Genomic DNA, 24,993 nt, shown 5'->3' with positions numbered 1-24,993 from the left:
GGGAATTAGTTGCGACTAAGTGACGCTTATGTTACAATAAAGATATATCAATGTGGTGGAAATGGGATCGGTCGGGGATATATTACAGAACGGAAGGAAGTAGTTGTGGTGAAGGTGGCGATGATCGGGCACAAGGATTTTCCGAGTCGCTCGGGCGGTGTGGAGGTCATGGTTGGCGGGCTGGCCAGAAGTCTGGTGGAACGAGGCTATGACGTTACCGTGTATAACCGCGGCTTGGAAAAGCACCATAATGTGTACGATGTGGACGGCGTTCACGCGCGGCGGGTATTTACCCTGCAAAAGCCTGCACTGAATGCCACGATCTACTCTTTTCTGGCAACTTTTGATGCGCTGTTCCGGGGCTATGATGTGCTCCATTACCACGCCATCGGACCCAGCGTACCGCTGCTGATCGCTAAGATATTCGGCAAGCACACCGTATGTACAGTGCACGGACTAAACTGGAAGGTGGACAAGTGGCGCGGCTTTGCAAGCCGTTATATGAAGCTGGGAGAGCGGATCGCCGCAAAATATGCGGATGATCTGGTGGTGCTTTCGGAGACGGAGTGGAACTATTTTTTGCAGAAATACGACCGTGCATCCATACTGATCCCCAATGCCATCCGCTTTTACGAAAAGCGCGCGTGCAGCCTGATCCGGGAAAAATACGGGCTGGCGAGGGGAGAGTACATCCTGTATGTGGGGCGCATCTCGCCGGAAAAGGGCACGCTGGATCTGGTGGAGGGATACCGCAAGGCCAAGACAGGGAAAAAGCTTGTACTGGTCGGCCCGCTGGATGACAGCGAATATTGCAGAGCAGTACAGCAGCAGGCGCAGAATGACCCTAATATCATCATGACCGACTATGTGGTGGGCGACCCGCTGAAGGAACTTTACAGCAATTGCGGGCTGTTCGTTCTGCCCAGCCACACCGAGGGGCTTTCCTTGTCTTTGCTGGAGGCACTGTCCATCGGGGCACGGTGTCTGGTGAGCGATATCCCCGAGAATACGGTCGTGACCGACATTTACGGCGCGGCCTTCAAACCGGAGGATACGGACGACCTTGCCCGGGCGCTGGAACGGGAATGTGCACAGGAGTACCCGGACGCAATGCGGCAGCAGCAAATCCAGTACATCCATACAAATTTTGAGTATGAGGTGATGTTAGACCGTTACGAGGAGGTCTATCATCATGTGGTGGGCGACCCGTTGAAGGCGATGCCCTCCACGCTGAAAAAGGGAAGAGTGCCGGCAGGCGCAAAAGCATAAGCAAAGAACGCCCCGGAAACGTTTGACAGCGTTTCCGGGGCGTTTTTCGTTTAGATCAGCGGGGCGATGAATTTGAGCATAATGCCCACCAGATGCAGCAGCTTTTTGCCCTGCCAGATGCTCTGGCGGGTGGGTTCCACCGTGCGGCACTGTGCCAGCGTATCCTGAAAATCTGCTTCAATGCGGGGCAGGCAGTCCACGCCGCGCATCCAGACCGCGTTTTCAAAGTGGTGGTACAGGCTGCGGTAATCCAGATTGATGGTGCCCACGACCGCCTCCTGCCCGTCCATGATCATCACCTTGGCGTGGGTGAAGCCGGGGGTCCACTCGCTGATCTTCACACCGGAGGACAGCAGCGGCAGGTAATGCGTTTTAGCCAGCGCATAAGCAAACCACTTGTCCGGCTTTCCGGGTAGGATCAGGTGCACATCCACGCCGCGCTCGGCGGCAAAGCGCAGGGCGGTCTCCAGCTCACCGTCCAGAATGAGGTAGGGCGTGATGATATGTACGCTGTGCCGGGCGCGGTTGAGCAGGTCAATATACACCATCTCGCCCACACGCTCGCCGTCCAGCGGACAGTCCCCGTAGGGGGTGACAAAGCCCTTTGTCTGCGTTTCCGGGAGGGGGCGGGTGAGGAACTGGGCAAACTCCGGCTCCCGCTGGATGCTCCACATCTGCAAAAATAGGGCGGTCATGGTGCGCACGCCCTCGCCCTCCAGCATGACGGCAGCGTCCTTCCAGCGGCCGTATTTTTCAACGTGGTTGATGTACTCATCGGCCAGATTCACGCCGCCGGTAAAGCCCACGCGGCCATCTACGACCAGAATCTTGCGGTGGTCGCGGTAGTTGTAGTGGGTGGAAACAAAGGGCGTGACCGGCGCAAACACCTTGCAGCGGATACCCAGCGCTTCCAGCCGTCTGGGGTAGTCCCGGGGCAGGGTGGAGAACTCGCAGGTGCCGTCATACATCACCCGCACATCCACGCCCTGCGCGGCCTTGCGTGCCAGTATCTCCAGAATACGCCCCCACATCAGCCCTTCGTCAATGATGAAGTATTCCAGAAAAATGTACTGGGTGGCGCTTTCCAGCTGGGGCAGCAGCGCAGCGAACTTGGCTTCTCCGCTGGGGAAATAGGTCACCTGCGTGTTTTCGTACACCGGGAAGCCGCCGCCCCGTCCGCGCAGATACTGCGCCAGAGAGGCCGCGCCGGGGCAGTCCGCGTCCAGCGCCGTGCTCGCCTTTTTGTCCTGCGCCAGCTGGCCGCGGGTCTGCCCCTCCAGCTCCAGCAGGCGCTTTTTGAGCATCCGGTGGCCGACATCCTCCTTGGTGTAGCAGAACAGCAACACGCCCAGCACCGGGGCAAGCGCCGTGACCACCAGCCACGGGATGCGCACGCTGTTGTTCATGTCCTGATTGAGCAGGTAGACCATCATGGCCGCCGTGACCAGCAAGGTGCCGCCCAAGTAGTGGGGCAGCAGGTTACTGAACCAGCGCATCAGGCTGAAGAGCGCCCCGAATTGCAGCACCAGCAGTACCAGCACTAGCCCAAAGCGGCTGAAGATGGCATGGATGAGCCCTTTCTGGCCTTTACGGAGCAGACGGATGCCGCCGTCCTCAAATACCCGGACCTTGCTTCTCATGGTGTGCTGCAATGTTTCTTTTGACATTTTGACCGTCCTTTTTTTGGAATGTGTCGGAGGATAGCCTGCAAGCCCTGTCCAAATGACACATTTTGTGCTATGATAAAGGGGAAGAACTGCTGCCGGGCGGCAACAGAGCATATACAAGTCTATTATAATCCATTCCGGCCGGTTTTTCCACAGAAACCGGCAGATTTTGTACAGAAGGAGTTTGCATCATGAACAATCTGATCATTGGCATTGCGGGCGGCTCGGGCAGCGGCAAGACCACCCTTGCACTGCGGCTGAAGGAGCGCTTTGGGGAGGACGAGGTGCGCTTGATCTCCCACGACAGCTACTACAAGCGTCACGACGAGCTGCCCTTTGAAGAGCGCTGCAAGCTGAATTACGACCACCCGGACGCCTTCGACAACGCATTGCTCATCTACCACTTGCAGGAGTTGAAGGCAGGCCGCGCCATCGACTGCCCGGTGTACGATTACTCCAACCACAACCGCAGCAACGAGGTGCAGCACATCGAGCCTGCCCCGGTGCTGATCGTGGAGGGCATTCTGCCCTTTGTAGAGCCGGAACTGTGCGCCCTGTTCGACTACAAGATCTTCGTGGACACGGACGCAGACGAGCGCATCCTGCGGCGCATCCTACGGGACGTAAAGGAGCGCGGGCGCAGCTTGGACAGCGTGATCGACCAGTACCTTACCACGGTCAAGCCGATGCACGAGGCCTTTGTAGAGCCCAGCAAGCGCAACGCGGACATCATTGTGCCAAACGGCGGCGAGAACAGCACCGCTGTGGAGATGCTTGCGCACCACATCCGCACCCTGATCGAGAAAGCGAACCGGGGGTAAGACGATTTAGAATGGCTTCCGCTGCGCTCTAGCCATGTTCAGCGGAAAGAATATTTTTAATTTTGGGGTTCTGAAAAGCCTGCGGGCTTTTCAGAACCCCATTTCCACAGGTGGGGTCGTAGAGGAAAACGGCATTTGCAGCGCCGCTTTCTGTGAAAGCGCGGCGCTGCGGGCAAGCGCTCGCTCCCGGGGGGGGGAGCTGTCGCGCAGCGACTGAGGGGCTTTAAATGGAGAAGCGAAAAAGCGTTAAAGCGATAGCGCCGACTGGCGCAGCGCTAGCTTTTTTGTGCTTCGACTTCTTCTTTAGGATTGTCAAGGGCGAGCAGCCCTTGGCCCGTTGTGGGGTGGGTGGAGTCCAGAGGTAGGGAGGGGGGACTCGGAACACCCCTCCCTGCCTCTGGCCCAGCGGAGCGTCCCTGCACGCTGACGGCAGGTAGTAACTTCTCCTGCGGAGCGCATTCCCAATTGTCCATCACAAAACAAAAGGCACCCACAGCCATCCGGCTGCGGGTGCCTTTTTTCATACAGGTTTAACGGACAGAGGTGCGCACCAGCGCGCGCTTGAGGCGCGCCTGTGCCAGCTCGTACTCACGGTCGTTCAGGTTCTTGCGGGCAAGGATCTCCTCGGCGCGCTTCTTGGAAGCCTCCGCACGCGCCTGATCGATGTCCTCGGCCCATTCCCAAGTGGTAGCCACCAGACGCACGTCCCCGTCCAGCACGCTGAGCAGGCCGCCCATGCAGGCTGCACGGCGGCGCTGACCGTCGGCATCCACAATGTGCGCCTCGCCCATGCCCAGTGCCGTGCAGTAATCGCCGTGCTTTGCCAGAATGGCGAGGTCGCCATCAATGGCGCGGCAGACGATGCGCTCGGCCTGACCTTCAAAGGCGCAGCCGTCCGGCGTGACCACCGTCAGATGAAAGGTCGTCATGGCTTACCCCTTCTTCGCTTTTGCGAACACGTCGTCGATGGTGCCCGCGAACAGGAATGCGCTCTCGGGCAGCTCGTCGCACTCGCCGCTCAGGATCATCTTGAAGCCCCGCAGGGTCTCCTTCAGCGGCACATACTGGCCGGGCATACCGGTGAACTGCTCTGCCACATGGAAGCTCTGGCTCAGGAAGCGCTGCACCTTGCGGGCGCGGCTGACGGTACGCTTGTCCTCCTCGCTCAGCTCGTCCATGCCCATGATGGCAATGATGTCCTGCAGCTCCTTGTAGCGCTGCAGCACCTTCTGGACGGCGCGGGCGATCTCGTAGTGCTCCTGACCCACGACCTCCGGGCTGAGGATGCGGCTGGTGGAGTCCAGCGGGTCCACAGCGGGGTAGATGCCCTGTGATGCAATGTCACGGCTCAGAACCGTGGTGGCATCCAGATGGGTAAAGGTGGTGGCAGGGGCAGGGTCGGTCAGGTCATCGGCGGGAACGTAGACGGCCTGCACCGAGGTGATAGAGCCCTTGCGGGTGGAGGTGATGCGCTCCTGCAGGGCACCCATCTCGGTGGCCAGCGTGGGCTGGTAACCAACGGCAGAGGGCATACGGCCCAGCAGTGCGGACACCTCGGAACCGGCCTGCGTGAAGCGGAAGATATTATCGATGAACAGCAGCACGTCCTGATTCTTCACATCGCGGAAGTACTCTGCCATGGTCAGGCCGGACAGTGCCACGCGCATACGGGCTCCCGGGGGCTCGTTCATCTGGCCGTAGACCAGTGCGGTCTTGTTAATAACGCCGCTCTCGGTCATTTCGCCGTACAGGTCGTTGCCCTCGCGGGTGCGCTCGCCAACGCCGGTAAACACCGAGTAACCGTTGTGCTCGGTGGCGATGTTATAGATCAGCTCCTGAATCAGAACGGTCTTGCCGACACCGGCGCCGCCGAACAGGCCGATCTTACCGCCCTTGGCGTAGGGGCAGATCAGGTCAACCACCTTGATACCGGTCTCAAGGATCTCGGTGGTGGACTGCTGCTCCTCGTAGCTGGGAGCGGGACGGTGGATGGGCCAGTAGGCATCCGGGGTGGGGGCGGGCTTGTTATCCACAGGCTCGCCCAGCAGGTTGAACACGCGCCCCAGACACTGGTCGCCTACGGGCACCTTGATGGACTCGCCGGTGTCCACGGCATCTGTGCCGCGCACCAGACCATCGGTGCTGCTCATGGCAATGCAGCGTGCCACATTGTCGCCGGTCAGCTGAGCGACCTCCACCACCAGCTTCTGGCCGTGGTTGTCGATCTCAATGGCGTTGAGCAGCTCCGGCAGCTCGCCATCCTTGAACTGGATGTCCAGCACCGGGCCAATGACCTGGATCACCTTGCCGATATGTTTTTCGGACATAGGCTACAACTCCTTCTTGATAGGTTTTTCCGCTCAAGCTCCCCTTCGGGGAAGCTGCCGCCGTCAGGCGGCTGAGAGGGTTTTAGTTCTCCGCGCCGGCCACGATCTCGGTGATCTCCTGCGTGATAGCAGCCTGACGGGCACGGTTATAATACAGGTTGAGATGGTCGATCATCTCACCGGCGTTCTTGGTGGCAGCGTCCATGGCGGTGCGGCGGGCGGCCAGCTCACTGGCTACGCTCTCGCACACGGCACCGTAGACGACACCGGCCACATACTCCGGGATGATCGCGCTGAATACTTCCTCGCTGCTGGGCTTGTACAGGATCTGACTGCGGCGTGCCTCCGCCTTCTGCTGCTCGGTGGGCTCCATAGCCAGCGGCAGCACCTCGATGGAAACTGCCGTCTGGGTCATCATGGAATCGAACCGGGTGTAGCAGAGCTTTACGGCGTCAAACTCGCCCTTGCGGTACCCTTCGGTGATCTGACGCGCCAGCTGGAAGCACTGTCCCACCGAAATATCGGCGGCCAGCAGCACCTCCTGCGTGAACAGTTCGGCCTCGTGGTGGGCAAAGTACTCTGCCGAGCGCTTGCCGATGGGCAGCACCTCCACGTTGCCGCTTTCCTGTGCGGCCAGCTTGAGCACATTGGCGTTGTAACCGCCGGCAAGGCCGCGGTCACCGGCAATGACCACCAGCAGCGTGCGCTTGATCTCGCTGCGGCGCAGGTAGGGGTTGCGGGCCCGGGGGTCCGCTGCCGCGATCTCGGTCAGGGTCTTGTACAGCGTTTCAAAATAGGGTCGGCTGTGTTCGACCCGCTCCTTGGCACGGCGCATTTTGGAGGAAGCCACCAGCTCCATGGCCTTGGTGATCTGCATGGTGCTCTCTACGCTTTTGATGCGCAGCTTGATGTCCTTCATGGAACCAGCCATGCGTTACGCCTCCTTCCCTTTAATGCGCCTTGACAAAGCTTTCGGTATACCGGGTCAGCACGGCTTTGAGCTGCTCCTCGGTGTCCTTATCCAGATTGCCGGTGGTGCGGATGGTGTCCATCACGGCAGCCCCGGCGGCATCGTTGTCCAGATACTCGTACAGGCTCTTCTCGTACTCTGCCACATCCGGCACTTTGACGTTGACAAGATAATCGTGGATGGTGGCGTACAGGATGGCGACCTGCTTTTCCACAGGTACGGGCGCGGAGCGGTTCTGCTTGAGCACCTCCACGATGCGCTCGCCCTGTGCCAGACGCGCCTTGGTGTCGGCGTCCAGATCAGAGCCGAACTGTGCAAAGGATTGCAGCTCGCGGTACTGGGAGTAGATCAGCTTCAGGGTGCCTGCCACCTTCTTCATGGCCTTGATCTGGGCGTTGCCGCCGACACGGGACACCGAGATACCGGGGTTGACTGCCGGCATAACGCCGGAGTGGAACAACTCGGTCTCCAGGAAGATCTGACCGTCGGTGATGGAGATGACGTTGGTGGGGATGTAGGCGGAAACATCGCCCGCCTGCGTCTCGATGATGGGCAGAGCCGTCAGGCTGCCGCCGCCCAGCTCGTTGGAAAGCTTGGCAGCGCGCTCCAGCAGACGGGAGTGCAGATAGAAAACGTCGCCGGGGTAAGCCTCGCGTCCCGGAGGACGGCGGATCAGCAGCGACAGGGCGCGATAAGCCACAGCGTGCTTGGAAAGGTCATCATAGATGATGAGGACGTGCTTGCCCTGCTGCATGAAGTATTCGCCCATGGCGCAGCCGGAGTAAGGGGCGATATACTGCAGGGGAGACAGCTCGGAGGCGGTAGCGGACACCACGATGGTGTAGCCCATGGCACCGGCTTCGGTCAGGCTCTGCACAAGGTTTGCCACGGTAGAGCGCTTCTGACCGATGGCAACGTAAATGCAGATGACGTCCTTGCCCTTCTGGTTGATGATGGTATCGGAGGCGATGGTGGTCTTGCCGGTCTGGCGGTCACCGATGATCAGCTCGCGCTGACCGCGTCCGATGGGGATCATGGAGTCGATGGCCTTGATACCGGTCTGCAGCGGCTCCTTGACGGGCTGGCGCTCGATGATGCCGGGAGCGCGGCTCTCGATGGCGCGGTACTCGGTGGTCTCAATGGGGCCTGCGCCGTCGATGGGCTGGCCCAGTGCGTTGACCACGCGGCCGATCATGGCATCGCCCACCGGCACGGAAACCACCTTGCCGGTGCGCTTGACGATGCTGCCTTCTTTGATGCCGGCATCCGAGCCCAGCAGCACGATGGAAACGGTATTTTCCTCAAGGTTCTGGGCCATACCGTATTCGCCGTTGTCAAACTGGAGCAGCTCGCCTGCCATGCACTTTTCCAGACCGCTGGCCCGGGCGATGCCGTCGCCCACCATAATGACCGTGCCGGTCTCGCTCTGCTCGATGGCATTTTCGTAATGCTTGATCTGCGCACGGATGATCTTGGAGATCTCTTCAGGTTTCAGTTGCATCTTTGTTTGTTCACCACTCAATTCATAATAGTCATTTCGGGTGGAAATTCGTTCTGTGCTCTGCCCCGTTTGCAAAGGGCAGGGGAATGTTACAGAGTGACCGCCGCAATATCCCGGCGCAGGGAGGCAAGACGGTTCTGGACGGTGCCGTCCAGCTCGGTGCCCTCGATATCCAGCCGGATACCGCCCAGCACCTTGGCATCCACCTTGGTTTTAAGGTCGATGGTCTTGCCGGTCAGGCTTTCCAGCTTGGCGTGCAGCGCCGCGCGCTGCTGCTCGGTAAGCGGAACAGCCGAGATGGCCGTGGCTTCCAGAATGCCGTGCGCCTGATTGTAGCGGATGCGGTAAGCCCGTGCGCAGCCGGACAGCTCCCGCAGGGTGCCCTTCTCGCACAGGATCTTTAAAAAGTTCAGCACATAGAGGTGGACCTGCCCGCGCAGGGCTTCGTCCAGCAGGCCGCAGCGCTCCTTTTTGGGGATGCTGGGGGTGCTGAGCAGCCGCAGGTAGTCCGGGTTTTGCTTGAGAAGCTGTTGCACCTCGTCAAGTTCTCCCAGAATGCGGGTCTCCAGCCCTTCCTCTGCCGCCAGATCGTACAGACTGCCGCCGTACATCTTTGCAGTTTCGGTCATGATGCTTCACCCACGTTTTTGATAAATTCGTCGATCAGGTCCTTGTGGTCCTTCTCGCTGATCTCGCGCTCCACCACCTTGGATGCGATCTCCATGGCAATGCCGCCGATCTCGTCCTTGACCTCGTTCACGGCCTTCTTGCGCTCCTGCGCAATGTCGGCCTCAGCCTTCTGCTTCAGGGCAGCGGCCTGTGCGCGGGCCTCGCCCACGATCTCTTCCGAGCGGGCGGTGGCGGTCTTTTGCGCCGTAGCTACGATCTGGTTGGCCTCGGTGCGGGCGTTCTGCAGGTTCTGCTCGTACTCCGCCTTCATGGCTTCAGCCTCGGTGCGCAGCTTCTGCGCATCTGCGATCTCGCTGTCGGCCTTGGCCTTGCGGTCGGCGATCACCTGTTTGATCGGCTTCAGCAGGAACTTTTTGAAGATGACCAGCTGGATCATCAGGTTGCAGATCTGGGCCAGAAAGGTCCAGCCATCCAGCGTGATCAACGCCTGATACAGTTCCATAAGCGTCTCCTTTCGTTATTTTTTCGGATCGGGAGGCTTATGCCAGATACTTCATGAACATACCGGGAGCCAGGAAAATCAGCAGCAGGCCGGTAACAAAGCCGTAGATACCGGTGGTCTCGGAAAGGGCAACACCGAGGATCAGGGTGCTGGTAACGTCGCTCTTGCACTCCGGCTGACGGCCAACGGCCTCACAGGCAGCAGCAGCAGCGTTGCCTTCGCCGATACCGGGGCCGATACCTGCGATCAGTGCGCAGCCTGCGCCGATGCCGCAGCCTGCCAGAGCGATACCACGAGCCAGATACTGGAAATCAGTCATAAGATTTGTCCTCCTAAAATGTGTTTGTGTTTTGGGGGATGCCGGAAGGCCTTAGTCCTCACCGGCAGCACGTTTGATGAAGATTGTGGTCAGGGTACAGAAGATGAACGCCTGAATGCAGCCGCCGAACCAGTCGAAATACAAACCGGTAAAGGCCGGGATGCCGATCTGGAACAGCTGGATCTGACTCAGGAAGCCCGGCAGCCAGCCAAAGATGACATGGCTCAGGCTTGCCAGTGCCCAGTACAGCAGTGTGGAGATGACCGTACCGGACAGGATGTTGCCGAAGTGACGGAACGCCATGCTGACAGGGGTAGAGATCTCTGACAGCACATTGATGGGTGCCATGATAAAGATCGGATCGAGCAGACCCTTGAGGTAGGCCAGAATGCCGTTCGTTTTGATCTTGTAGTACATGATCAGAACAAACACCACGATGGCCCACGCTGCCTCGGTGTTCAGGTCGGCCGTGGGGCTCCACAGGCCGACAACGCTGATCAGGTTGCACCCGATGCTCAGTGCAAAAATAGCACCGACCAGGGGGATATACTGATCGAAGTGGAAGCCCATGTTGTCGTGCACGAACTGTTCCAGCCGCGTTACGATGAACTCGGCTGCGGCCTGTCGTTTGGACACATTTTCCAGCTTGAGGTCGTGCCCCAGCCAGATGGCAAAACCCGAGAGCAGCGCCATGACGATCCAAGTGCTTACCAAGGTCTGGGTAATTTTAAAATCACCCAGCAGAGGGATATTGGTGTGAATGGTATACAGGATCTTTGCGCCGTTCAGTTCCATTTATTCTTGTTCACCCCCTTCGTCACGGGGCTGCACCGCAGACGCCTCAGCAGGGGCGGGGTCATCTTCCACAGCGATGTCCACCGGCTCCTGCGGGGGTGTGAGCGGCTTGTACTTCCCGGTTATCTGGAGATAATAGATCGTAACTCTGGGGAACAGCAGCGGCAGAACGCCTGCAAACGCCTGGAAGCACGGAGCCGCAATGGCTATGATGATCCACAACGCCTGCAGCAGCATCCTTGTATTATAGGATATCTGCAGCTGCGCTTTACGCTTTTTTTCGTCCGGCTCGTCAATGACCTTCTGCACCACGAAGCAGATGCCGGCAAAGTTGCCGATAGCCACCAGCGCGCCGATGATGCCGCCCAGCAGCACCCGGTAGTCAAAGACCACCCAGCCCACCAGATGCAGCGCTGCAAACACCACCCACATCACGGCAGTGCACAGAGACACGCCGCAGGCGATGCGCAGCAGCTCCTTTTTGGATTCCGGCTGCAATTTCATAAAAACGAACCTCCATTACTGGTGGGAGTTGAAGCCCACCCGATGATTTTTTTCGTGTTTGGAGCGCTCCAGCCGTTCCTTGCAGAACACCCAGAAGTTCTGCGCCCCGGCGGCAAGCCCCAGACCCACAGCGGGCAAAAACAGCCATTCCGGCCAGCCCCAGTGCTCCACAGCCCACCAGCATCCGGCAAGGCAGAGCACCAGCGGCAGCAGCATATTCAGCCCTAGCTGGGTCAGCCAGACCAGATCTTCCAAAGCCTTGTACCAGCCCTTCAAGTTCTGCGCCGCTCCTTTCTGCGGGTGCCGCCCGCATTCCAGCATTTGGAAAAAATGCCGGAGACGGACAGGCAGCCAAAAAGTCTATGCCCTCAGTATACTTCAAAGCGTCGGATATTGCAATCAATTCTCCACCGAAATATAGTAAAATTTCATAGTTTGTTAAGACTGATTCCATAAATGTGCACCTATAACACACATTGTGCGCCGATGATTGCATCATTGCACAAACTTTTCAGAAAAGTTTGTGCAGAGTGTAAAAAACAGTGAAAGGTCGGCTCCCGGCGGGGAGGACGATTTAAAATGGCTTCCGCTGTGCTCTAGCCATAATTAGAGGAATTAAATTTTTATTTCGCGTTTGTCGCGCTCTGCGGAGCGCTCCAAACGCATTTTCACGGGAGGGGTCGTAACGAAAAACGGCAGCTGCCGTTTTCCTTTGGGGCTTTTCCGGTGAAAAGGGAATTTCGGAGCGTCCGCAGACGCTCCGAAATTCCGAAACTATAAATAATTCTTCCTTGAACTATGTGCAGAGCAACGCGGAGCACATTTTAAATCGTCCCACGCAAAAGGGGCTGCCGCACGTTTGTGCGGCAGCCCCGGCGGGTACTTTGGGATTCAGACGCTTACCAGAGGTTTGCGGTCTCGTTGTACAGACCCTCGTAGCTCTTGGCGGAAACGTCCCAACTGAAATCGCACTCCATGCAGTGACGCACGAGGTTCTTCCAGTTTTCCTTGTTGTTGTAGGCATCCTGTGCGTTGCAGCAGGCCACATACAGCTCGTGGGCGTTGTAACCGGCAAAGGTAAAGCCGTTGCCGTCACCCATGGTGCTGTCGTGGATGGAGTCGCGCAGACCGCCGGTCTCGCGGACGATGGGAGGTGTGCCGTAGCGGCAGGCCACCATCTGTGCCAGACCGCAGGGCTCGCTCTTGGAGGGCATGATGAAGGCGTCTGCACCGGCGTAGATCTCCTGCGAGAGCTTGGGCTCAAAGCCGATATAGGTGCCTACGCGGCCCGGGTGACGGCCGCACAGGTCGGAGAAGAAGTTCTCGTACTGGCTCTCGCCGCTGCCCAGAATGACCAGCTGGATGCCGCGGTCCACCAGACCGTCGGCAATGCTCTGCACAAGGTCAAAGCCCTTCATGCCCACCATGCGGCTGACCATGCCAAAGACGGGGCTGCCGTCTTTATTCAGACCGAACCTGTCCTGCAAAGCTTCCTTGCACTTGGCCTTGCCGGTCTCAAAGGTCTTGATGCTGTAATTGAAGGGGATGTTCTTGTCGGTGGCGGGGTCGTTGGCGTCCATGTCGATGCCGTTCAGGATGCCGCACAGCTTGTACTGTTTTTCACGCAGCAGGGCGTCCAGACCGTAGCTGAACCACGGGTCCAAGATCTCCTGTGCGTAGGTGGGGCTGACGGTGGTGATCTTGTCGGCAGTCTCGAAAGCGCCCTTCATGAAGTTGGCGCAGCCGTCGTACTCCACGATATGCTGGTCCCGGTGGCCGATGCCGCAGGTGTCCTCCAGAATATCGGTGCCGTACTTGCCCTGATAGGCAATGTTGTGGATGGTGAACACGGTCTTGATGCGGTTGAACTTGTCCAGATGACGATAGTACAGGTTCAGGTACACCGGCACCAGAGCGGTCTGCCAGTCGTTGCAGTTGATGATATCGGGGGTGAAGTCGATGTAGAACAAAGTCTCCAGCACCGCACGGGAGAAGAAGGCGAAGCGCTCGCCGTCATCGTAGAAGCCGTACAGACCGCGGCGCTTGAAGTAATACTCGTTGTCCAGGAAGTAGTAGGTCACGCCGTCCACATCGGCCTTGAACAAACCGCAGTACTGGCTGCGCCAGCCCACAGGCACGGAGTAGTTGGTGACGTATTCCAGCTTATCGCGGTACTTCAAATCGCCGTACAGGGGCATGATGACGCGGGCGTCCACGCCGTCCTTGACCAGTGCTTTGGGCAGGGCGCCTGCCACATCGGCCAGACCGCCGGACTTGGCAAAGGGATTGGCTTCCGAAGCAGCATACAGGATCTTCATAGGATTCGCTCCTTCCATGATACAGACAGATGTTCGCGCTCCCCGCCGCCATGAAAAGCGGCGCGAACCTTGCATACAAAAGAGCAGGCGGGGGCACACAAGTGCCCCCGCCCCTCTCAAGAGGGGCTACCGGGGAGGAAGCCGCCCCTATGGATATTGCTCGATCAGACGGTGTGGTTCTTCTGGACGTAGACCGGGAAGCTCTCGGTGCCGGACAGCTTTTTGCCGGCGGTGATCTTCACGTTCTTATCGGTGACAACGCAATCCAGCTCCACGTTGGGCTCGACCACGGTATCCTGCATCAGGACACAGTTCTTGACCACAGCACCCTTCTTGACCTTGACGCCGCGGAAGAGCACGCAGTTCTCCACGGTGCCCTCGATGACGCAGCCATCGGCCAGAATGGAATTCGAAACCTTGGAGCCGGTGACGTAACGGGTGGGGTTATCGTCACGGATCTTGGTGTAGATGGGGCAGCCCTTGGGGAACAGTGCCTCCAGATTCTCGTCCTTGATCAGCTTCAGGTTCTCGTCAAAGTAGCTCTTCATGTCGCAGACATGAGCTACATAGCCGGTGTACTCCAGAGCGTGGATGTTCAGGATGTTGACGTTGTGTGCCAGAATATCGCGCTCGAAGTAGATCAGACCGCGGGCGGTGGCGTCCTTGACCAGCTTGATCAGGGTCTCGCGTTCCAGCACATAGATGTTCAGATCCAGATTCTGCACGCCGGAGCGGTAGTCGTTGAACAGCAGCTCGGTCACGCGGCCATCGGCATCAATGGTCAGGGTGTAGTTGTCGTTCTTGCGGCCCTCGGGGATCTCGGTCTTTTGATAGGCCACGGTCACATCGGCACCGCTGGCCTGATGGGCAGCCAGCAGGGCGTTGAAGTCGTAGTTGACGGCGATGTTGGCATCGCTCATGACCACATACTTCTCCTTCTGGTGCTCGAGGAAGCTCAGAATGGAGCCCAGCGCCTCCACACGGCCGGAGTAGATGCGCACGCCCTTTTCTGCAAAGGGAGGCACGATGTTCAGGCCGCCGTGACGGCGGGCCATATCCCACTCGCGGCCGGTGCCCAGATGATCCATCAGGGAGTGGTAGTTCTTACGCACCACGATGGAAACGTTGGAAATGCCGCAGTTGGCCATGCTGGACAGCACAAAGTCTACCATGCGGTAACGGCCCGCAAAGGGGATCGAGGCCATTGCGCGCTCGGTCACCAGCTCGGGAACGGTATTGTCATAGCTGTTGGGGAAAATGATACCCAACGCATTGGTGTTCTGTCTCAGCATACTTCCACACCCTCCTTGACGGATTCAAACACTTTTGCGCCCTCCTTGACGGTAGCGCCTGCGCCGATGGTCAGACCGGTGCCAACGTGGGCAATAGCGCCCTCGCCGCCGACCTTTGCACCTGCGCCCACAACAACGTCCTCAGCAAGGATACAGCGCTTGACCACGGCACCTGCCTTGACCACGACACCGTCCATCAGCACGGCGTCCTCAACGGTAGCGCCCTCTTCCACAACAACGCCTGCGCTCAGCACAGAGTGCTTGACGTTGCCGTAGATCTTGCAGCCCTCGGTGATGAGGGAGTCCTGCACAACGGCGCGCTCGCCGATCTTCTGGGCGGGCAGCACGGGGTTGCGGCTGTAAATTTTCCAAGTCTTATCAAAGATATCGATGCCGGAGTTCTCGGGGTCTAGCACTTCCATGTTGGCTTCCCACAGGCTGTCGATGGTGCCCACGTCGCGCCAGTAACCGGCAAAGCGGTAGGCGTACATCTTGCGGCCGTCACGCAGCAGGGCGGGGATGATGTTCATGCCGAAGTCGTTCTTGGAGTTGGGGTCAGCCTCGTCCTCGATCAGATACTTCTTGAGCACATCCCAGTTGAAGATGTAGATGCCCATGGAGGCCAGATTGGACTTGGGCACAGGGGGCTTCTCCTGGAACTCGGTGATGCGGTCGGTCTCGTCCGCCACCATCAGGCCGAAGCGGGAAGCTTCCTTCCAGTCCACTTCCATAACGGCCACAGAGAACTCTGCGCCCTTTTCCTTGTGGAAGCGCAGGAAGTCGGCGTAGTCCTGCTTGCAGATCTGGTCGCCGGACAGGATAATGACGTACTCGGGATTATAGCTGTCGATGAAGCCAATGTTCTGATAGATGGCGTTTGCAGTGCCCTTGTACCAGTCGGTGCCGTTTGCCTGCTCGTAAGGAGGCAGGGTGTGCACACCGCCGTGCAGACGGTCCAGATCCCAAGGCTGACCGTTACCGATGTACTCGTTCAGCTTCTGGGGCTGGTACTGCGTTGCGATACCAACGGTGTCGATATCGGAGTTGACGCAGTTGGACAGCGGGAAGTCCACGATGCGGTACTTACCGCCGAAGGACACCGCAGGTTTTGCCGTCTTTTGTGTCAGCGCGTATAAGCGCGAGCCACGTCCACCGGCAAGGATCATTGCCACGATTTCTTTTGCCATAGCTTTATTCTCCCCTTTAGCATTTCCTTTTTGGAAATGATAGTCAACAGTTCAGAATGTTCGTGCGTGCATCCGTGTGGGCATCCTTATTCCTTGGGTGCTTTTGCTTTGCGGGTGCGCTTTGCGGGTTTGGTTTCTGCTTCGGTCTCAGGCTTTGCTTTTGCCGCGGTCTTTGCCTTGGCGGCGGTTTTCTTTACCGGCTTGTCCGCTGCGGCCTCGGGTTTTGCCTTGGACTTGGCAGCGGTCTTTTTTGCTTTTTCCGGTTTTTCATCCGCCGTTTTGGCGGCCTTGGCCTTGGTGGTGCGGGTCTTTTTTACCGGCTTGTCGGCGTCCTTGACGGTGGCCTTTTTGGCGGTCTTTTTTGCCGGCTTGTCCGCGCTGTCCTCTGCTGCCTTGCGGGTGCGCTTTGTGGGCACCTCAAAGTACAAAGTGCTCATGGGCGGCAGGGTAACGGTGATGCTCTGCTCAAAGCCGTGCTGCGGCTTTTTGTGGGTACGCACCGGCTTGTTGTGCACGGTACCGGAGCCGCCGAAAGCGGCATCGTCGCTGTTCAGGATCTCTTTATAGGTGCCGGACACCGGTGCGCCGAGGGTGTAGCCCTCGCGCAGGACGGGGTTGAAGTTGCAGATGACAAGGATCTGCTTACCGGCGGCGTCCTTGCGCAGGAAGGCGATGACGCTCTGCTGCGAGTCATCCGGTACGATCCACTGGAAGCCCTCCCAGCTGTAATCGATCTGCCAGAGGGCGGGGTGCTCTTTATAGAAGGCGTTCAGGGTACGGACGTAGTTCTGCAGCTCGGCGTGCTTGTCGTAATCCAGCAGCATCCAGTCCAGCTGCTTTGCCTCGTTCCACTCGGCAAACTGACCGAACTCCTGTCCCATGAACAGCAGCTTCTTGCCCGGGTGTGCCATCATGTAGCCGAAGAAGGTGCGCAGATTGGCAAACTTGTCGTCATATTCGCCGGGCATCTTATTCAGCAGGCTGCCCTTGCCGTGCACCACTTCATCGTGGCTGATGGGCAGGACAAAGTTCTCACTGAAAGCGTAGAAGAAGCTGAAAGTCACCTTGTTGTGGTTGCCGGAGCGGAACAGCGGGTCGGTCTTCATGTAGCTGAGCATATCGTTCATCCAGCCCATGTTCCACTTGAAGTTGAAGCCTAAACCGCCGTCCGAAGCGGGCTTTGTGACCATGGGCCACGCGGTGGACTCCTCGGCGATCATGTACTTGTGGGGGTGACGACCCAGCACGGTGTTGTTCAGCTTGCGCAGGAAAGCGATGGCTTCAAGGTTCTCCTTGCCGCCGTCCTTATTGGGCTCCCATTCACCCTGCTTACGGTTGTAATCCAGATACAGCATGGAGGCCACGGCATCCACGCGCAGACCGTCGATGTGGTACTGCTCCAGCCAGTACAGTGCGCTGGAAATGAGGAAGCTCTGCACCTCGTTGCGGCCGAAATCGAACACCATGGTGCCCCACTCCTTGTGCTCGCCGCGCTTGGGGTTGGGATCCTCGTAGCAGGCCTCGCCGTCAAAATTGTACAGGCCGAACTGGTCTTTGGGGAAGTGGGCGGGCACCCAGTCCATGATGACGCCGATGCCTGCGGCGTGCATCTTATCCACAAAGGCCATAAAGTCCTTGGGGGTGCCGTAGCGGCTGGTGGGTGCAAAATAGCCGGTGACCTGATAGCCCCAGCTGCCGTCAAACGGATATTCCATCACCGGCAGCAGCTCTACATGGGTGTAGCCCATATCCTTGATGTACGGGATCAGCTCGTCCGCCAGCTCGGAGTAGTTGTAGGGCTTGCCGCCCTCCTTCATCTTCCAGCTGCCGGCGTGCATCTCGTAGATATTCATCGGGCCGTTGATCACGTCCGCCTTTTTCTGTGCGGCCTGCCAGGCGGCGTCGTGCCATGCAAAGCCGGACAGATCGTAGACCTTGCTGCCGTTGGACGGCCGGGTCTCGGCGTGGAAGGCGTAGGGATCGGCCTTGTAGACAAGGTCGCCTGCACGGGTGGTCACGCAATATTTATAAACATCGTATTCCTTCATGCCGGGAATGAACAATTCCCACACGGAATCGCCATCCACCTTGTGCATGGGATGGCTGCCGGGCTTCCAGCTGTTGAAGTCGCCCACAACACTGATGGCTACGGCGTGCGGTGCCCATACGCGGAACACAACGCCGGACTCCCCGACCCGTGTTTCCAGATGTGCGCCGAAGTAGCGGTAAGCCTCGCAGTTGTTGCCCTGCTTGAACAGGTACACCGGCAGGTCCGATGTGTTGCTCTGAATCTTTTCTTCGGTCGGTTTCATAGACTGCTCCTCCCCGTGCGGAAGCCGAAAGCGGCTTCCGCAGCTTTGTACTCTTTTATATTAAAAGGTTTTGACCAGTTTTGCAAGACTTTTTGTCCGAAAAACAAATACAATTAACACAAATTTTCTGGCATTCTCTGTATGTTGTGGGCATATCATCCAAAATTTGCAGCTCAACATCGTGTAAACTGCTCATTTGACAAACGGTTTCAGCGAAAGCGTTGCGAAAACAGAAAAGGGGTCGGGGAAAGCCCACAGACTTTCCCCGACCCCGAAATAAAAATAGTATTCTGATTAACATCAAAAGAGACCGCTGCACAGTTTGTACAGCGGTCTCTTTGCGTGGTTATTGTGTTTTGTTTACAGCTCAGCCCACAACGTAGACGTTGACCTGAATGGCGCCGTTGATGACGCTTTCGGCGTAGGTCTCGTAGAACAGGTCTACAAGGATCTGCCCCTTCTGGACGGCGATGCCGGTGTCGGTGGCTACGGCATAGCCGTAGACGAACTTGCCGTCAGTGGAGGTGATGTAGAGCTTGGTGCCGTAGGGGATCACGTCCGGGTCCACAGCCACGGTGCCATAGCCCAGACCCAGACCGGAAGAGCCTTTGCCGCTGCGGGAATAGTAGCCGGTGGCCTTGCCGGTGAGCACCTTGCTATAAGAGGTGGGGGCGTTGGTGGTGCCGTCCGCGCCGGTCAGGGGGGACACTGGCGCGCCTGCGCCGTAGGTCTTGATAACGTGGTCGGTGGGTTCCACGGTGGTGGTGGTATCCACAACGGTGCTGTTCTCCAACTCGCCGTCTACATAGCGGTCGCGGGTGGTCACGGTCTGCTGACCGGCTGCACCGTGCTGCAGGGTGGTGGTGCGGCCGGTGTTGCGGAAGTACAGGCTGGTGTAGACATACTGGGTGTCGTAGGGGATGGCCTGAGTTTCCACACGCTCTTCGTAGTCCACGCGGTGGACCACGATCTTGCTGCCGGCGGTCACAACGTGATCCAGCGCCGGCTCGGTGTAGTCGTCCCCTTCAAGGGTGATACCGGCGCGCTCCAGTGCATCGGCTACGGTGCCGAACACCAGCTTTACAGGGTATTCCTGCCCGTCGGCGGTGATGCTGACGGAGAATGCGCGCTCGATGTTCAGGGAGGCAAGATTGCCGCTGAACGCGGTGTAGTAGACCTCATCGCCCTCTTCAGAGCGGATGCCGGAAAGGTGCATGACCTGTGCGGGGGAAGCATCGGCATCGGTCAGAAGGACCTGCCGTGCACCATTGGAGTCGGTGACGTAGGTCAGCCGCAGATTTGCAGCGGTGACGCCAAGGGTAGCCACAAGGCATACCACCATGACACAAAATGCCAGCACACGGGGAGATACTGCCTGCTTTGCGGCAGTAACTGCTTCCTTCAATTTAACGGAAGCGATACGAGACAACTCCTCTCTTTGTCGTATTTGGCGCGGCCGCGGGTCTGGATTGCATCAGCACCCCGGCCGCCCGGACTGTGGCTGCTCTGAGTATAAGCGTCTCACAGTCAAATACGATGCTCTCTTCGGGTAAAAAGAATGAGCACCGTATTACAGGTTGGAATCCGCTTCGGGCAGACCACAAAACTGCCCCGGCACAGGCCGCATCTGCCCATGCCGTGCCGTACGCAGGACGGCTTTTTACTTCATCCAGATAGAATTTAAACGCTGCAACGTTCGTTGCGCAAACGTTATTTTACCAGACCGTAAAGCATCTGTCAAATTTGCGCCTTGCACTTTGTTAGATTTATAACATTATTTTTTGTGCAATTTTCACAGTGTTTCTTTTGATATTTTGGTTTTTAGGTGGTTTCCTTCTGATTTTTTCCTTTTTTCTGGGGGCAATTCGTTCATGAATTTTTAACATTTGCACCGGCTCTTTTCTCTGCGAATAAGGCCGCAGCAGCGGCCGCTGCGCCCAAAACAAGCTGCCCCACATCGCGGGTTTTGCATGGAAAACCTGCAGGGGAATTACCCGGTCCCGGCAGGGGGAAAAAGCTCGCATTTCCGGTGCCAAAACCCCGTTTAGCAAAATGCCGAAGAACAGAAAATTTCACATTTTTAGTACACACTGGATAGTTTTGCGCCCCCGGCGGTACAATCGGGACAGCAAACAGAAAAGGAGGTTTTGCATGGAGATCGAAATCCTTGAGCAGCAGTGCGGCGGCACCGAATTTGTGCCCCGGCCGCACCGGCTGCACCTTGGCGCACAGAACGCCGAGGGGGTGGACCGGCTGCAGTTCATCCTGCCCGCAGCGTGGGCGGGGTGCACCTTGGCGCTGTATCTGCGCCGCAGCGATGGGGTGCAGCTGGCCGCCATTCCGCTGGACGCCGACGACAGTGTGACGGTGGACCGCCGCCTGACCGGCAGCGTGCGGGGACAGTGGATGCTGGCCGCCATAGGCAGCGGCGGTTACACCGCCTACACCCGCCCCGGCAGCTACGATGCGTACGCCACCCTGCCTACGGACGGCGGCAGTGAGGAGCTGCCGCCCTCGGTGTACGAGCAGTTTGTGGCGCGCGTGCTGGAAAGCGCACACGCCGCAGCGGAAAGCGCCCGCCGTGCCGAGAACGGTGCGGCAGATACCGCCATGCAGGCGGCACTGGCGCAAAAGACTGCGGACAAAATTCTGGCCGACCGTACCGATGCCGAGGCCAGCGCAAAGCGGGCGGAGGCTGCCGCACTGCGGGCAGAAAGCTATGCACCCACCGGTGGGCAGGTGCTGAGCGTGAACAGCAAGGGCGGCGCGGTGCAGCTGAACGCACAGGATGTGGGGGCGGTGCCAAGCCCGGCGCAGCCTTTGCCCGGCGAGGTGGTGCGCATTCTCAGCGTGGATGCCGCCACCGGCGCGGTGCAGACCGATACCACCCCGCTGCCGGACCTGCGCCCCTATGTGCGCAGCGAGACCGTGCCTACGGCGGCAACGCCCGGCGCGGTGCGGGCAGACGGGCAGTACGGCGTTGCGGTGCGGGCAGATGCCACCCTGACCACCGTGCCCGCCACGGCGGCGCAGCTGGACCGTATGACCGAGGCCTATGCGCCCCTGACCCCGGCGCTGCTGCCCTACGGCGTAAAAAAGGCGCTGACCAGTGCCGCCGGAGCAGCAGGCTGGTCGGCGCAGGAAAAGGCCGCCGCACTATTGCAGCTGGGCGCGGACGACCGGTTTTACTCCAAGGCTGAGGCAGACCGGAAATTCGGCATGGGCTGCACCCTGCCGTGTGCCACCGCAGCCGTGCTGGGCGGCGTGAAGGTGGGGCGGGGCCTGACCGTGAGCGCAGACGGCACACTGGAAATGACGGCGGAAAACCTTGACACGGTGCTGGGCTTTAGCCTGGCAGAAAAACTGAATCAACTGAGAGGAGTGACGGACATGAACGGAAAGCTTGTCTACACAAGCGACGGTGCGGCGGGCAAAAGCAACAAGACGATGACTGTGCCGGACGAGGTGGATTATATTGTGGTAAGGATGGCGGTCCCTCTGGAATGTACCACGATCGCTACCACCGGCGGAGTAGCCGCAGCGGCGGCTGCGGACTACGGCTGCACCCGCATCGTGCGGGGCGGTACGGCGGTGGCCATAGTGGGCGGCGGCAACACCTACAATCTGCGGGACGGCGTTTACTGCAAGGGCGAAGCACTGGTGAAGGTGAGTTTTGCTGCGAACGGCACGGTGAACATCGGCGTGGTCGATGTAAACCTGGCGAGCAATGACAACGCTTATCCCTTCAACGTGGAGGGCTACCAGTATGTGTAAGGGCGGTGCAGCATGAACGAGATGACCATCCGGCTGGAACGCAACGGCGCGGCAGCGGTGCCCGGCGGACAGCTGCTGCTGGGGTATGCGGGCAACCGGGGCAACTACCGGCTGCGCATCGAGCAGCGGGGCGAGTGGAAGGGGCTGACCGTGTGCGCCCACTGGCACACCCCCGGCGCAAGCGCGGCTACGCTGGTGGAAAACGGAATCCTGACCGTACCGGCGGCGGTGACGGCAGTGCCCGGCGCGGGCTGCCTCACCTTTGAGGGCACGGACGGCAGCCGCACCGTGACCAGCGCTGATGTGCGGTGCAAAGTATGCGCCAACAGCGGCACGGCAGAGGGCGCGATGCCTGCCCCGGCTACGCCTGCGTGGGAGGCGCTGGTGGGGCTGCTGGGCACAGGCAGCGGTATTACCACCGCGGAAAAACAGGCGCTGCTGACAGTACTGCGCATGCTGGCGGCGGGCAATGACGCAGCTATGGATGCCTGCGACCGTCTGGCGACGCTGTGGGACAACCCGCAGCCGCCGAAGGAGAACGTTTTTGCCGTGCTGGGGCAGGCGATCCTTGGAAAAATGATCTTAGGGAGGAACAAATGAGCTACGTAAAACAGAATTTTGTGGACGGCCAGACCCTGACGGCCGCCCAGCTGAACCACATGGAAGCAGGCATTGCCAATGCTGCCGGAACGCAGGGCGAAAAAGGCGACAAGGGAGAAAAGGGCGACCCCGGCCCGGCGGGTGCAAAAGGTGACCCGGGCGAGGGCTTTACCGCCAACGCAAAGGCGCTGCTGCTGAACCTGTTTGAAAATGCAGCCTATAAGACCGACACGATGCAGCCCACCCTGAATGCTCTGCGTGCAGAGTGGGGCGGCAGTGCACAGGAAGTTCCGGTGCAGAGCGTGAGCCTGAGCGCCGTGACCATGACCCTGAACGAGAGCGAGAGCAAGACCCTGACGGCCACCGTGCTGCCCGCGAACGCAACCGACAGGGCGGTGGTGTGGAGCGTTCTGCCTACCGGATTTGCCACTGTGACAAACGGCGTGGTAACAGGCATCAAAGCAGGTAACTGCACCGTGACTGCCACAGCAGGCGGTAAGAGTGCAAGCTGCGCGGTAACGGTGGAAGTAGTGGAGACAGCACAGCTGATCTACAGTCTGCCCGGCGAGACCGTGCTGACCCAGGGACTGGACACCGGCCTGAAGCTGCTGGAGCACGCCTCCACCGAGACGCCGCAATACACGATCCTAGTGGATGCGAAAGCGGGGGACGACTTTAATGCAAACACATGGCCTGCCTTCCTGCACTGCCTGACCGAGACCGGCGATACCGACAATCTGCCCGGCTTCAACTCCACCAGCAGCCCGCTGAACAATAAGACCGAGTTTGCCTACTACAACTACGGCGGCGTGACCCTGTCAGACAGCATCGAACACCTCAAGACCCGTACGCGGTATGCAGTGCAGATCGACGGCAGAAAATATCGCGGCGGCAGTACCTACTGCCCGCTGACGGAGTGGAAAACCACAAACGGCACAATCATAGATGTGCCCCAGACCTTCCTGATCGGTGCGGCGCAGAGCGCGGACGGCAGCAAAAAGCAGCAGTTCTGGTTGGGTACGCTGTATCAGTGCAGAGTGTATAAAGGCCTGCTGAGTGACGACAAGGTGAACGATTACATCGAGAAGGGGTGGTAAAATGGAAGTGTTTGACATCAGCGGTCAGATCATCAGCCCGCTGGCGGGAAAAACGCTGTACGTTGCAGGCGACAGCATCGCTTACGGCAAGAGCAGCGCAGGCGGCTACGGCAAATGTATTGCAGACAAGTACGGCATGACCCTGACCAATGAAGCGGTGGACGGCGCAACGCTGACCCCGAATATTACCGATAAGGTATACGGCGGCACCCGTGGCTGCATCAGCACAGTGGTGACAAACTCCACAGCGCTTGCAAAGGCAGACTACATCCTGTTGGAGGGCGGCGTGAATGATGCCTGGAACAACGCCCCTGTGGGCACCTTGACCGATGGGTTTGCCGCTGCCTACGATGAAACGACCATGACCGGCGCACTGGAGAAGATGCTGGACGATCTGGCAACGAATCACAGCGACAAGCGCGTGGCCTATGTGTTCCCGCACGGCGGGATGTTTGCAGGCAGCGAAAACTGGTACAAGACCTATAAGCCTGCCATCCTTGCGGCGCTGAAAAAATGGGGCGTGCCCTACGTTGACATTGCGGAGACCACCCCGCCTATGGGAAAACACGGCGTCAGCGAACTGGGCGATAAGTACACCAGCGACGGCACCCACCCCAACGCAGCGGGCTACGAGCGGTTTTATGCAGAGCCCATCGCAGCGCTGCTGAAACGGCTGTAAGGGGGCGCACGATGGCATTGCAAGCGTATTCTCTTGCCCGGGACGGCAGCACCGCCCTCTCGCCGCACTTCTGTGTGCGGGAGTTCCGCTGCAAGGACGGCAGCGACCCTGTCTTCATCGACACGGCGCTGGCAGAACTGCTGGAGCGTATCCGGGAGCACTTCGGAAAACCGGTGACGATCACCAGCGCCTACCGCACCCCGGCACACAACGCCAAGGCAGGCGGGGCAAAGTTCAGCCAGCACCTGTATGGCCGGGCAGCGGACATCCGGGTGCAGGGCGTGAGCGTGGAGGCTGTGGCCGCCTACGCTGAAAGCCTGATGCCGGACCGGGGCGGCGTGGGACGCTACCCCGTCAAGGCGGGCCGCGCCGCCGGCTGGGTGCACGTGGACACCCGGGCAGACAAAGCCCGGTGGAGGGGGTGAGCGC

23 protein-coding genes are annotated in these 24,993 nt (G+C 59.0%); 7 read left to right on the top strand and 16 right to left on the bottom strand.

Annotation, left to right across the window (positions count from 1 at the left end; genetic code table 11):
• The first annotated feature begins 108 nt into the window (after nucleotides 1-108).
• Nucleotides 109-1,269, top strand: coding sequence for a glycosyltransferase family 4 protein (locus MTP43_RS12905; RefSeq protein WP_113621537.1), 1,161 nt, complete (start codon nucleotides 109-111; stop codon nucleotides 1,267-1,269).
• A 50-nt stretch (nucleotides 1,270-1,319) separates the two neighbouring features.
• Here MTP43_RS12905 and MTP43_RS12900 read toward each other — a convergent pair whose 3' ends face one another.
• Complete coding sequence (locus MTP43_RS12900) at nucleotides 1,320-2,936, bottom strand: phospholipase D-like domain-containing protein (protein ID WP_113621536.1); 1,617 nt, start codon at nucleotides 2,934-2,936, stop codon at nucleotides 1,320-1,322.
• Between the two features lie 191 nt (nucleotides 2,937-3,127).
• On the opposite strand from MTP43_RS12900, the gene udk reads away from it, so the two are divergent.
• On the top strand, nucleotides 3,128-3,757 hold the full coding sequence (gene udk / locus MTP43_RS12895; RefSeq protein WP_015537343.1) for a uridine kinase: 630 nt from the start codon (nucleotides 3,128-3,130) through the stop codon (nucleotides 3,755-3,757).
• 530 nt (nucleotides 3,758-4,287) lie between these two features.
• Here udk and atpC read toward each other — a convergent pair.
• From atpC to MTP43_RS12820, 15 genes are all read right to left on the bottom strand, one after another.
• Nucleotides 4,288-4,686, bottom strand: coding sequence for an ATP synthase F1 subunit epsilon (gene atpC, locus MTP43_RS12890; RefSeq protein ID WP_097783026.1), 399 nt, complete (start codon nucleotides 4,684-4,686; stop codon nucleotides 4,288-4,290).
• Between the two features lie 3 nt (nucleotides 4,687-4,689).
• The gene (atpD, locus tag MTP43_RS12885; RefSeq protein WP_005921508.1) at nucleotides 4,690-6,084 is read right to left on the bottom strand and encodes a F0F1 ATP synthase subunit beta; all 1,395 of its coding nucleotides are present in this window, start codon (nucleotides 6,082-6,084) and stop codon (nucleotides 4,690-4,692) included.
• An 82-nt stretch (nucleotides 6,085-6,166) separates the two neighbouring features.
• Nucleotides 6,167-7,015 carry an ATP synthase F1 subunit gamma gene (gene atpG / locus MTP43_RS12880; RefSeq protein ID WP_055186785.1) on the bottom strand — a complete coding sequence of 283 codons (849 nt, stop codon included), beginning with the start codon at nucleotides 7,013-7,015 and terminating at the stop codon, nucleotides 6,167-6,169.
• A 19-nt stretch (nucleotides 7,016-7,034) separates the two neighbouring features.
• A complete protein-coding gene (gene atpA, locus MTP43_RS12875) occupies nucleotides 7,035-8,555 on the bottom strand; it encodes a F0F1 ATP synthase subunit alpha (protein WP_005921512.1) in 1,521 nt (506 codons plus the stop codon).
• Between the two features lie 89 nt (nucleotides 8,556-8,644).
• Nucleotides 8,645-9,184, bottom strand: a complete 540-nt coding sequence (gene atpH / locus MTP43_RS12870) for an ATP synthase F1 subunit delta (protein ID WP_112090726.1) — start codon at nucleotides 9,182-9,184, stop codon at nucleotides 8,645-8,647.
• Nucleotides 9,181-9,687, bottom strand: coding sequence for a F0F1 ATP synthase subunit B (gene atpF / locus MTP43_RS12865; RefSeq protein ID WP_015537344.1), 507 nt, complete (start codon nucleotides 9,685-9,687; stop codon nucleotides 9,181-9,183). Before atpF ends, atpH begins: the two co-directional genes overlap by 4 nt.
• 37 nt (nucleotides 9,688-9,724) lie before the next feature.
• The gene (gene atpE, locus MTP43_RS12860; protein WP_005921517.1) at nucleotides 9,725-10,006 is read right to left on the bottom strand and encodes an ATP synthase F0 subunit C; all 282 of its coding nucleotides are present in this window, start codon (nucleotides 10,004-10,006) and stop codon (nucleotides 9,725-9,727) included.
• 51 nt (nucleotides 10,007-10,057) lie between these two features.
• On the bottom strand, nucleotides 10,058-10,801 hold the full coding sequence (locus MTP43_RS12855) for a F0F1 ATP synthase subunit A (protein WP_015537345.1): 744 nt from the start codon (nucleotides 10,799-10,801) through the stop codon (nucleotides 10,058-10,060).
• Nucleotides 10,802-11,305 carry an ATP synthase subunit I gene (locus tag MTP43_RS12850; RefSeq protein ID WP_015537346.1) on the bottom strand — a complete coding sequence of 168 codons (504 nt, stop codon included), beginning with the start codon at nucleotides 11,303-11,305 and terminating at the stop codon, nucleotides 10,802-10,804.
• Nucleotides 11,306-11,320: 15 nt separating this feature from the next.
• Nucleotides 11,321-11,581, bottom strand: coding sequence for an AtpZ/AtpI family protein (locus MTP43_RS12845; protein ID WP_172679811.1), 261 nt, complete (start codon nucleotides 11,579-11,581; stop codon nucleotides 11,321-11,323).
• A 623-nt stretch (nucleotides 11,582-12,204) separates the two neighbouring features.
• Complete coding sequence (gene glgA, locus MTP43_RS12840; protein WP_113993175.1) at nucleotides 12,205-13,623, bottom strand: glycogen synthase GlgA; 1,419 nt, start codon at nucleotides 13,621-13,623, stop codon at nucleotides 12,205-12,207.
• Between the two features lie 164 nt (nucleotides 13,624-13,787).
• Entirely contained in the window at nucleotides 13,788-14,915 is a 1,128-nt protein-coding gene (gene glgD / locus MTP43_RS12835; protein ID WP_249234875.1) for a glucose-1-phosphate adenylyltransferase subunit GlgD, read from the bottom strand.
• A complete protein-coding gene (locus tag MTP43_RS12830) occupies nucleotides 14,909-16,102 on the bottom strand; it encodes a glucose-1-phosphate adenylyltransferase (protein ID WP_117528141.1) in 1,194 nt (397 codons plus the stop codon). Before MTP43_RS12830 ends, glgD begins: the two co-directional genes overlap by 7 nt.
• An 86-nt stretch (nucleotides 16,103-16,188) precedes the next feature.
• Nucleotides 16,189-18,414 carry a 1,4-alpha-glucan branching protein GlgB gene (gene glgB / locus MTP43_RS12825; protein ID WP_117528139.1) on the bottom strand — a complete coding sequence of 742 codons (2,226 nt, stop codon included), beginning with the start codon at nucleotides 18,412-18,414 and terminating at the stop codon, nucleotides 16,189-16,191.
• Between the two features lie 367 nt (nucleotides 18,415-18,781).
• Nucleotides 18,782-19,774 carry a 3D domain-containing protein gene (locus MTP43_RS12820; RefSeq protein ID WP_242993153.1) on the bottom strand — a complete coding sequence of 331 codons (993 nt, stop codon included), beginning with the start codon at nucleotides 19,772-19,774 and terminating at the stop codon, nucleotides 18,782-18,784.
• 791 nt (nucleotides 19,775-20,565) lie between these two features.
• Here MTP43_RS12820 and MTP43_RS12815 point away from each other — a divergent pair.
• From MTP43_RS12815 to MTP43_RS12795, 5 genes are read left to right on the top strand one after another with little or no spacing between them, the layout of a single operon-like run.
• Entirely contained in the window at nucleotides 20,566-22,188 is a 1,623-nt protein-coding gene (locus tag MTP43_RS12815; RefSeq protein WP_113621533.1) for a hypothetical protein, read from the top strand.
• A gap of 12 nt (nucleotides 22,189-22,200) precedes the next feature.
• Entirely contained in the window at nucleotides 22,201-22,788 is a 588-nt protein-coding gene (locus MTP43_RS12810) for a hypothetical protein (protein WP_015537350.1), read from the top strand.
• Nucleotides 22,785-23,885, top strand: coding sequence for an Ig-like domain-containing protein (locus MTP43_RS12805; protein ID WP_113621532.1), 1,101 nt, complete (start codon nucleotides 22,785-22,787; stop codon nucleotides 23,883-23,885). Before MTP43_RS12810 ends, MTP43_RS12805 begins: the two co-directional genes overlap by 4 nt.
• 1 nt (nucleotide 23,886) lies before the next feature.
• A complete protein-coding gene (locus MTP43_RS12800; RefSeq protein WP_113621531.1) occupies nucleotides 23,887-24,564 on the top strand; it encodes an SGNH/GDSL hydrolase family protein in 678 nt (225 codons plus the stop codon).
• An 11-nt stretch (nucleotides 24,565-24,575) separates the two neighbouring features.
• A complete protein-coding gene (locus tag MTP43_RS12795) occupies nucleotides 24,576-24,989 on the top strand; it encodes a YcbK family protein (RefSeq protein WP_005921548.1) in 414 nt (137 codons plus the stop codon).
• The last annotated feature ends 4 nt before the right edge of the window (nucleotides 24,990-24,993 follow it).

Origin of the sequence: Faecalibacterium sp. IP-1-18, assembly GCF_023347355.1 — a bacterium.
GTDB lineage: Bacteria > Bacillota > Clostridia > Oscillospirales > Ruminococcaceae > Faecalibacterium > Faecalibacterium prausnitzii.
This window is presented reverse-complemented; position numbering and strand designations above follow the sequence as displayed.

Coding starts and splice junctions, on each gene's coding strand:
- atpC (WP_097783026.1), bottom strand. CDS start 4,686: ATGACGACCTTTCATCTGACGGTGGTCACGCCGGACGGCTGCGCCTTT.
- glgB (WP_117528139.1), bottom strand. CDS start 18,414: ATGAAACCGACCGAAGAAAAGATTCAGAGCAACACATCGGACCTGCCG.
- MTP43_RS12810 (WP_015537350.1), top strand. CDS start 22,201: ATGAACGAGATGACCATCCGGCTGGAACGCAACGGCGCGGCAGCGGTG.
- atpE (WP_005921517.1), bottom strand. CDS start 10,006: ATGACTGATTTCCAGTATCTGGCTCGTGGTATCGCTCTGGCAGGCTGC.
- MTP43_RS12815 (WP_113621533.1), top strand. CDS start 20,566: ATGGAGATCGAAATCCTTGAGCAGCAGTGCGGCGGCACCGAATTTGTG.
- MTP43_RS12805 (WP_113621532.1), top strand. CDS start 22,785: ATGAGCTACGTAAAACAGAATTTTGTGGACGGCCAGACCCTGACGGCC.
- glgD (WP_249234875.1), bottom strand. CDS start 14,915: ATGCTGAGACAGAACACCAATGCGTTGGGTATCATTTTCCCCAACAGC.
- MTP43_RS12830 (WP_117528141.1), bottom strand. CDS start 16,102: ATGGCAAAAGAAATCGTGGCAATGATCCTTGCCGGTGGACGTGGCTCG.
- glgA (WP_113993175.1), bottom strand. CDS start 13,623: ATGAAGATCCTGTATGCTGCTTCGGAAGCCAATCCCTTTGCCAAGTCC.
- MTP43_RS12850 (WP_015537346.1), bottom strand. CDS start 11,305: ATGAAATTGCAGCCGGAATCCAAAAAGGAGCTGCTGCGCATCGCCTGC.
- MTP43_RS12800 (WP_113621531.1), top strand. CDS start 23,887: ATGGAAGTGTTTGACATCAGCGGTCAGATCATCAGCCCGCTGGCGGGA.
- atpG (WP_055186785.1), bottom strand. CDS start 7,015: ATGGCTGGTTCCATGAAGGACATCAAGCTGCGCATCAAAAGCGTAGAG.
- MTP43_RS12795 (WP_005921548.1), top strand. CDS start 24,576: ATGGCATTGCAAGCGTATTCTCTTGCCCGGGACGGCAGCACCGCCCTC.
- MTP43_RS12855 (WP_015537345.1), bottom strand. CDS start 10,801: ATGGAACTGAACGGCGCAAAGATCCTGTATACCATTCACACCAATATC.
- atpH (WP_112090726.1), bottom strand. CDS start 9,184: ATGACCGAAACTGCAAAGATGTACGGCGGCAGTCTGTACGATCTGGCG.
- atpA (WP_005921512.1), bottom strand. CDS start 8,555: ATGCAACTGAAACCTGAAGAGATCTCCAAGATCATCCGTGCGCAGATC.
- atpF (WP_015537344.1), bottom strand. CDS start 9,687: ATGGAACTGTATCAGGCGTTGATCACGCTGGATGGCTGGACCTTTCTG.
- udk (WP_015537343.1), top strand. CDS start 3,128: ATGAACAATCTGATCATTGGCATTGCGGGCGGCTCGGGCAGCGGCAAG.
- atpD (WP_005921508.1), bottom strand. CDS start 6,084: ATGTCCGAAAAACATATCGGCAAGGTGATCCAGGTCATTGGCCCGGTG.
- MTP43_RS12900 (WP_113621536.1), bottom strand. CDS start 2,936: ATGTCAAAAGAAACATTGCAGCACACCATGAGAAGCAAGGTCCGGGTA.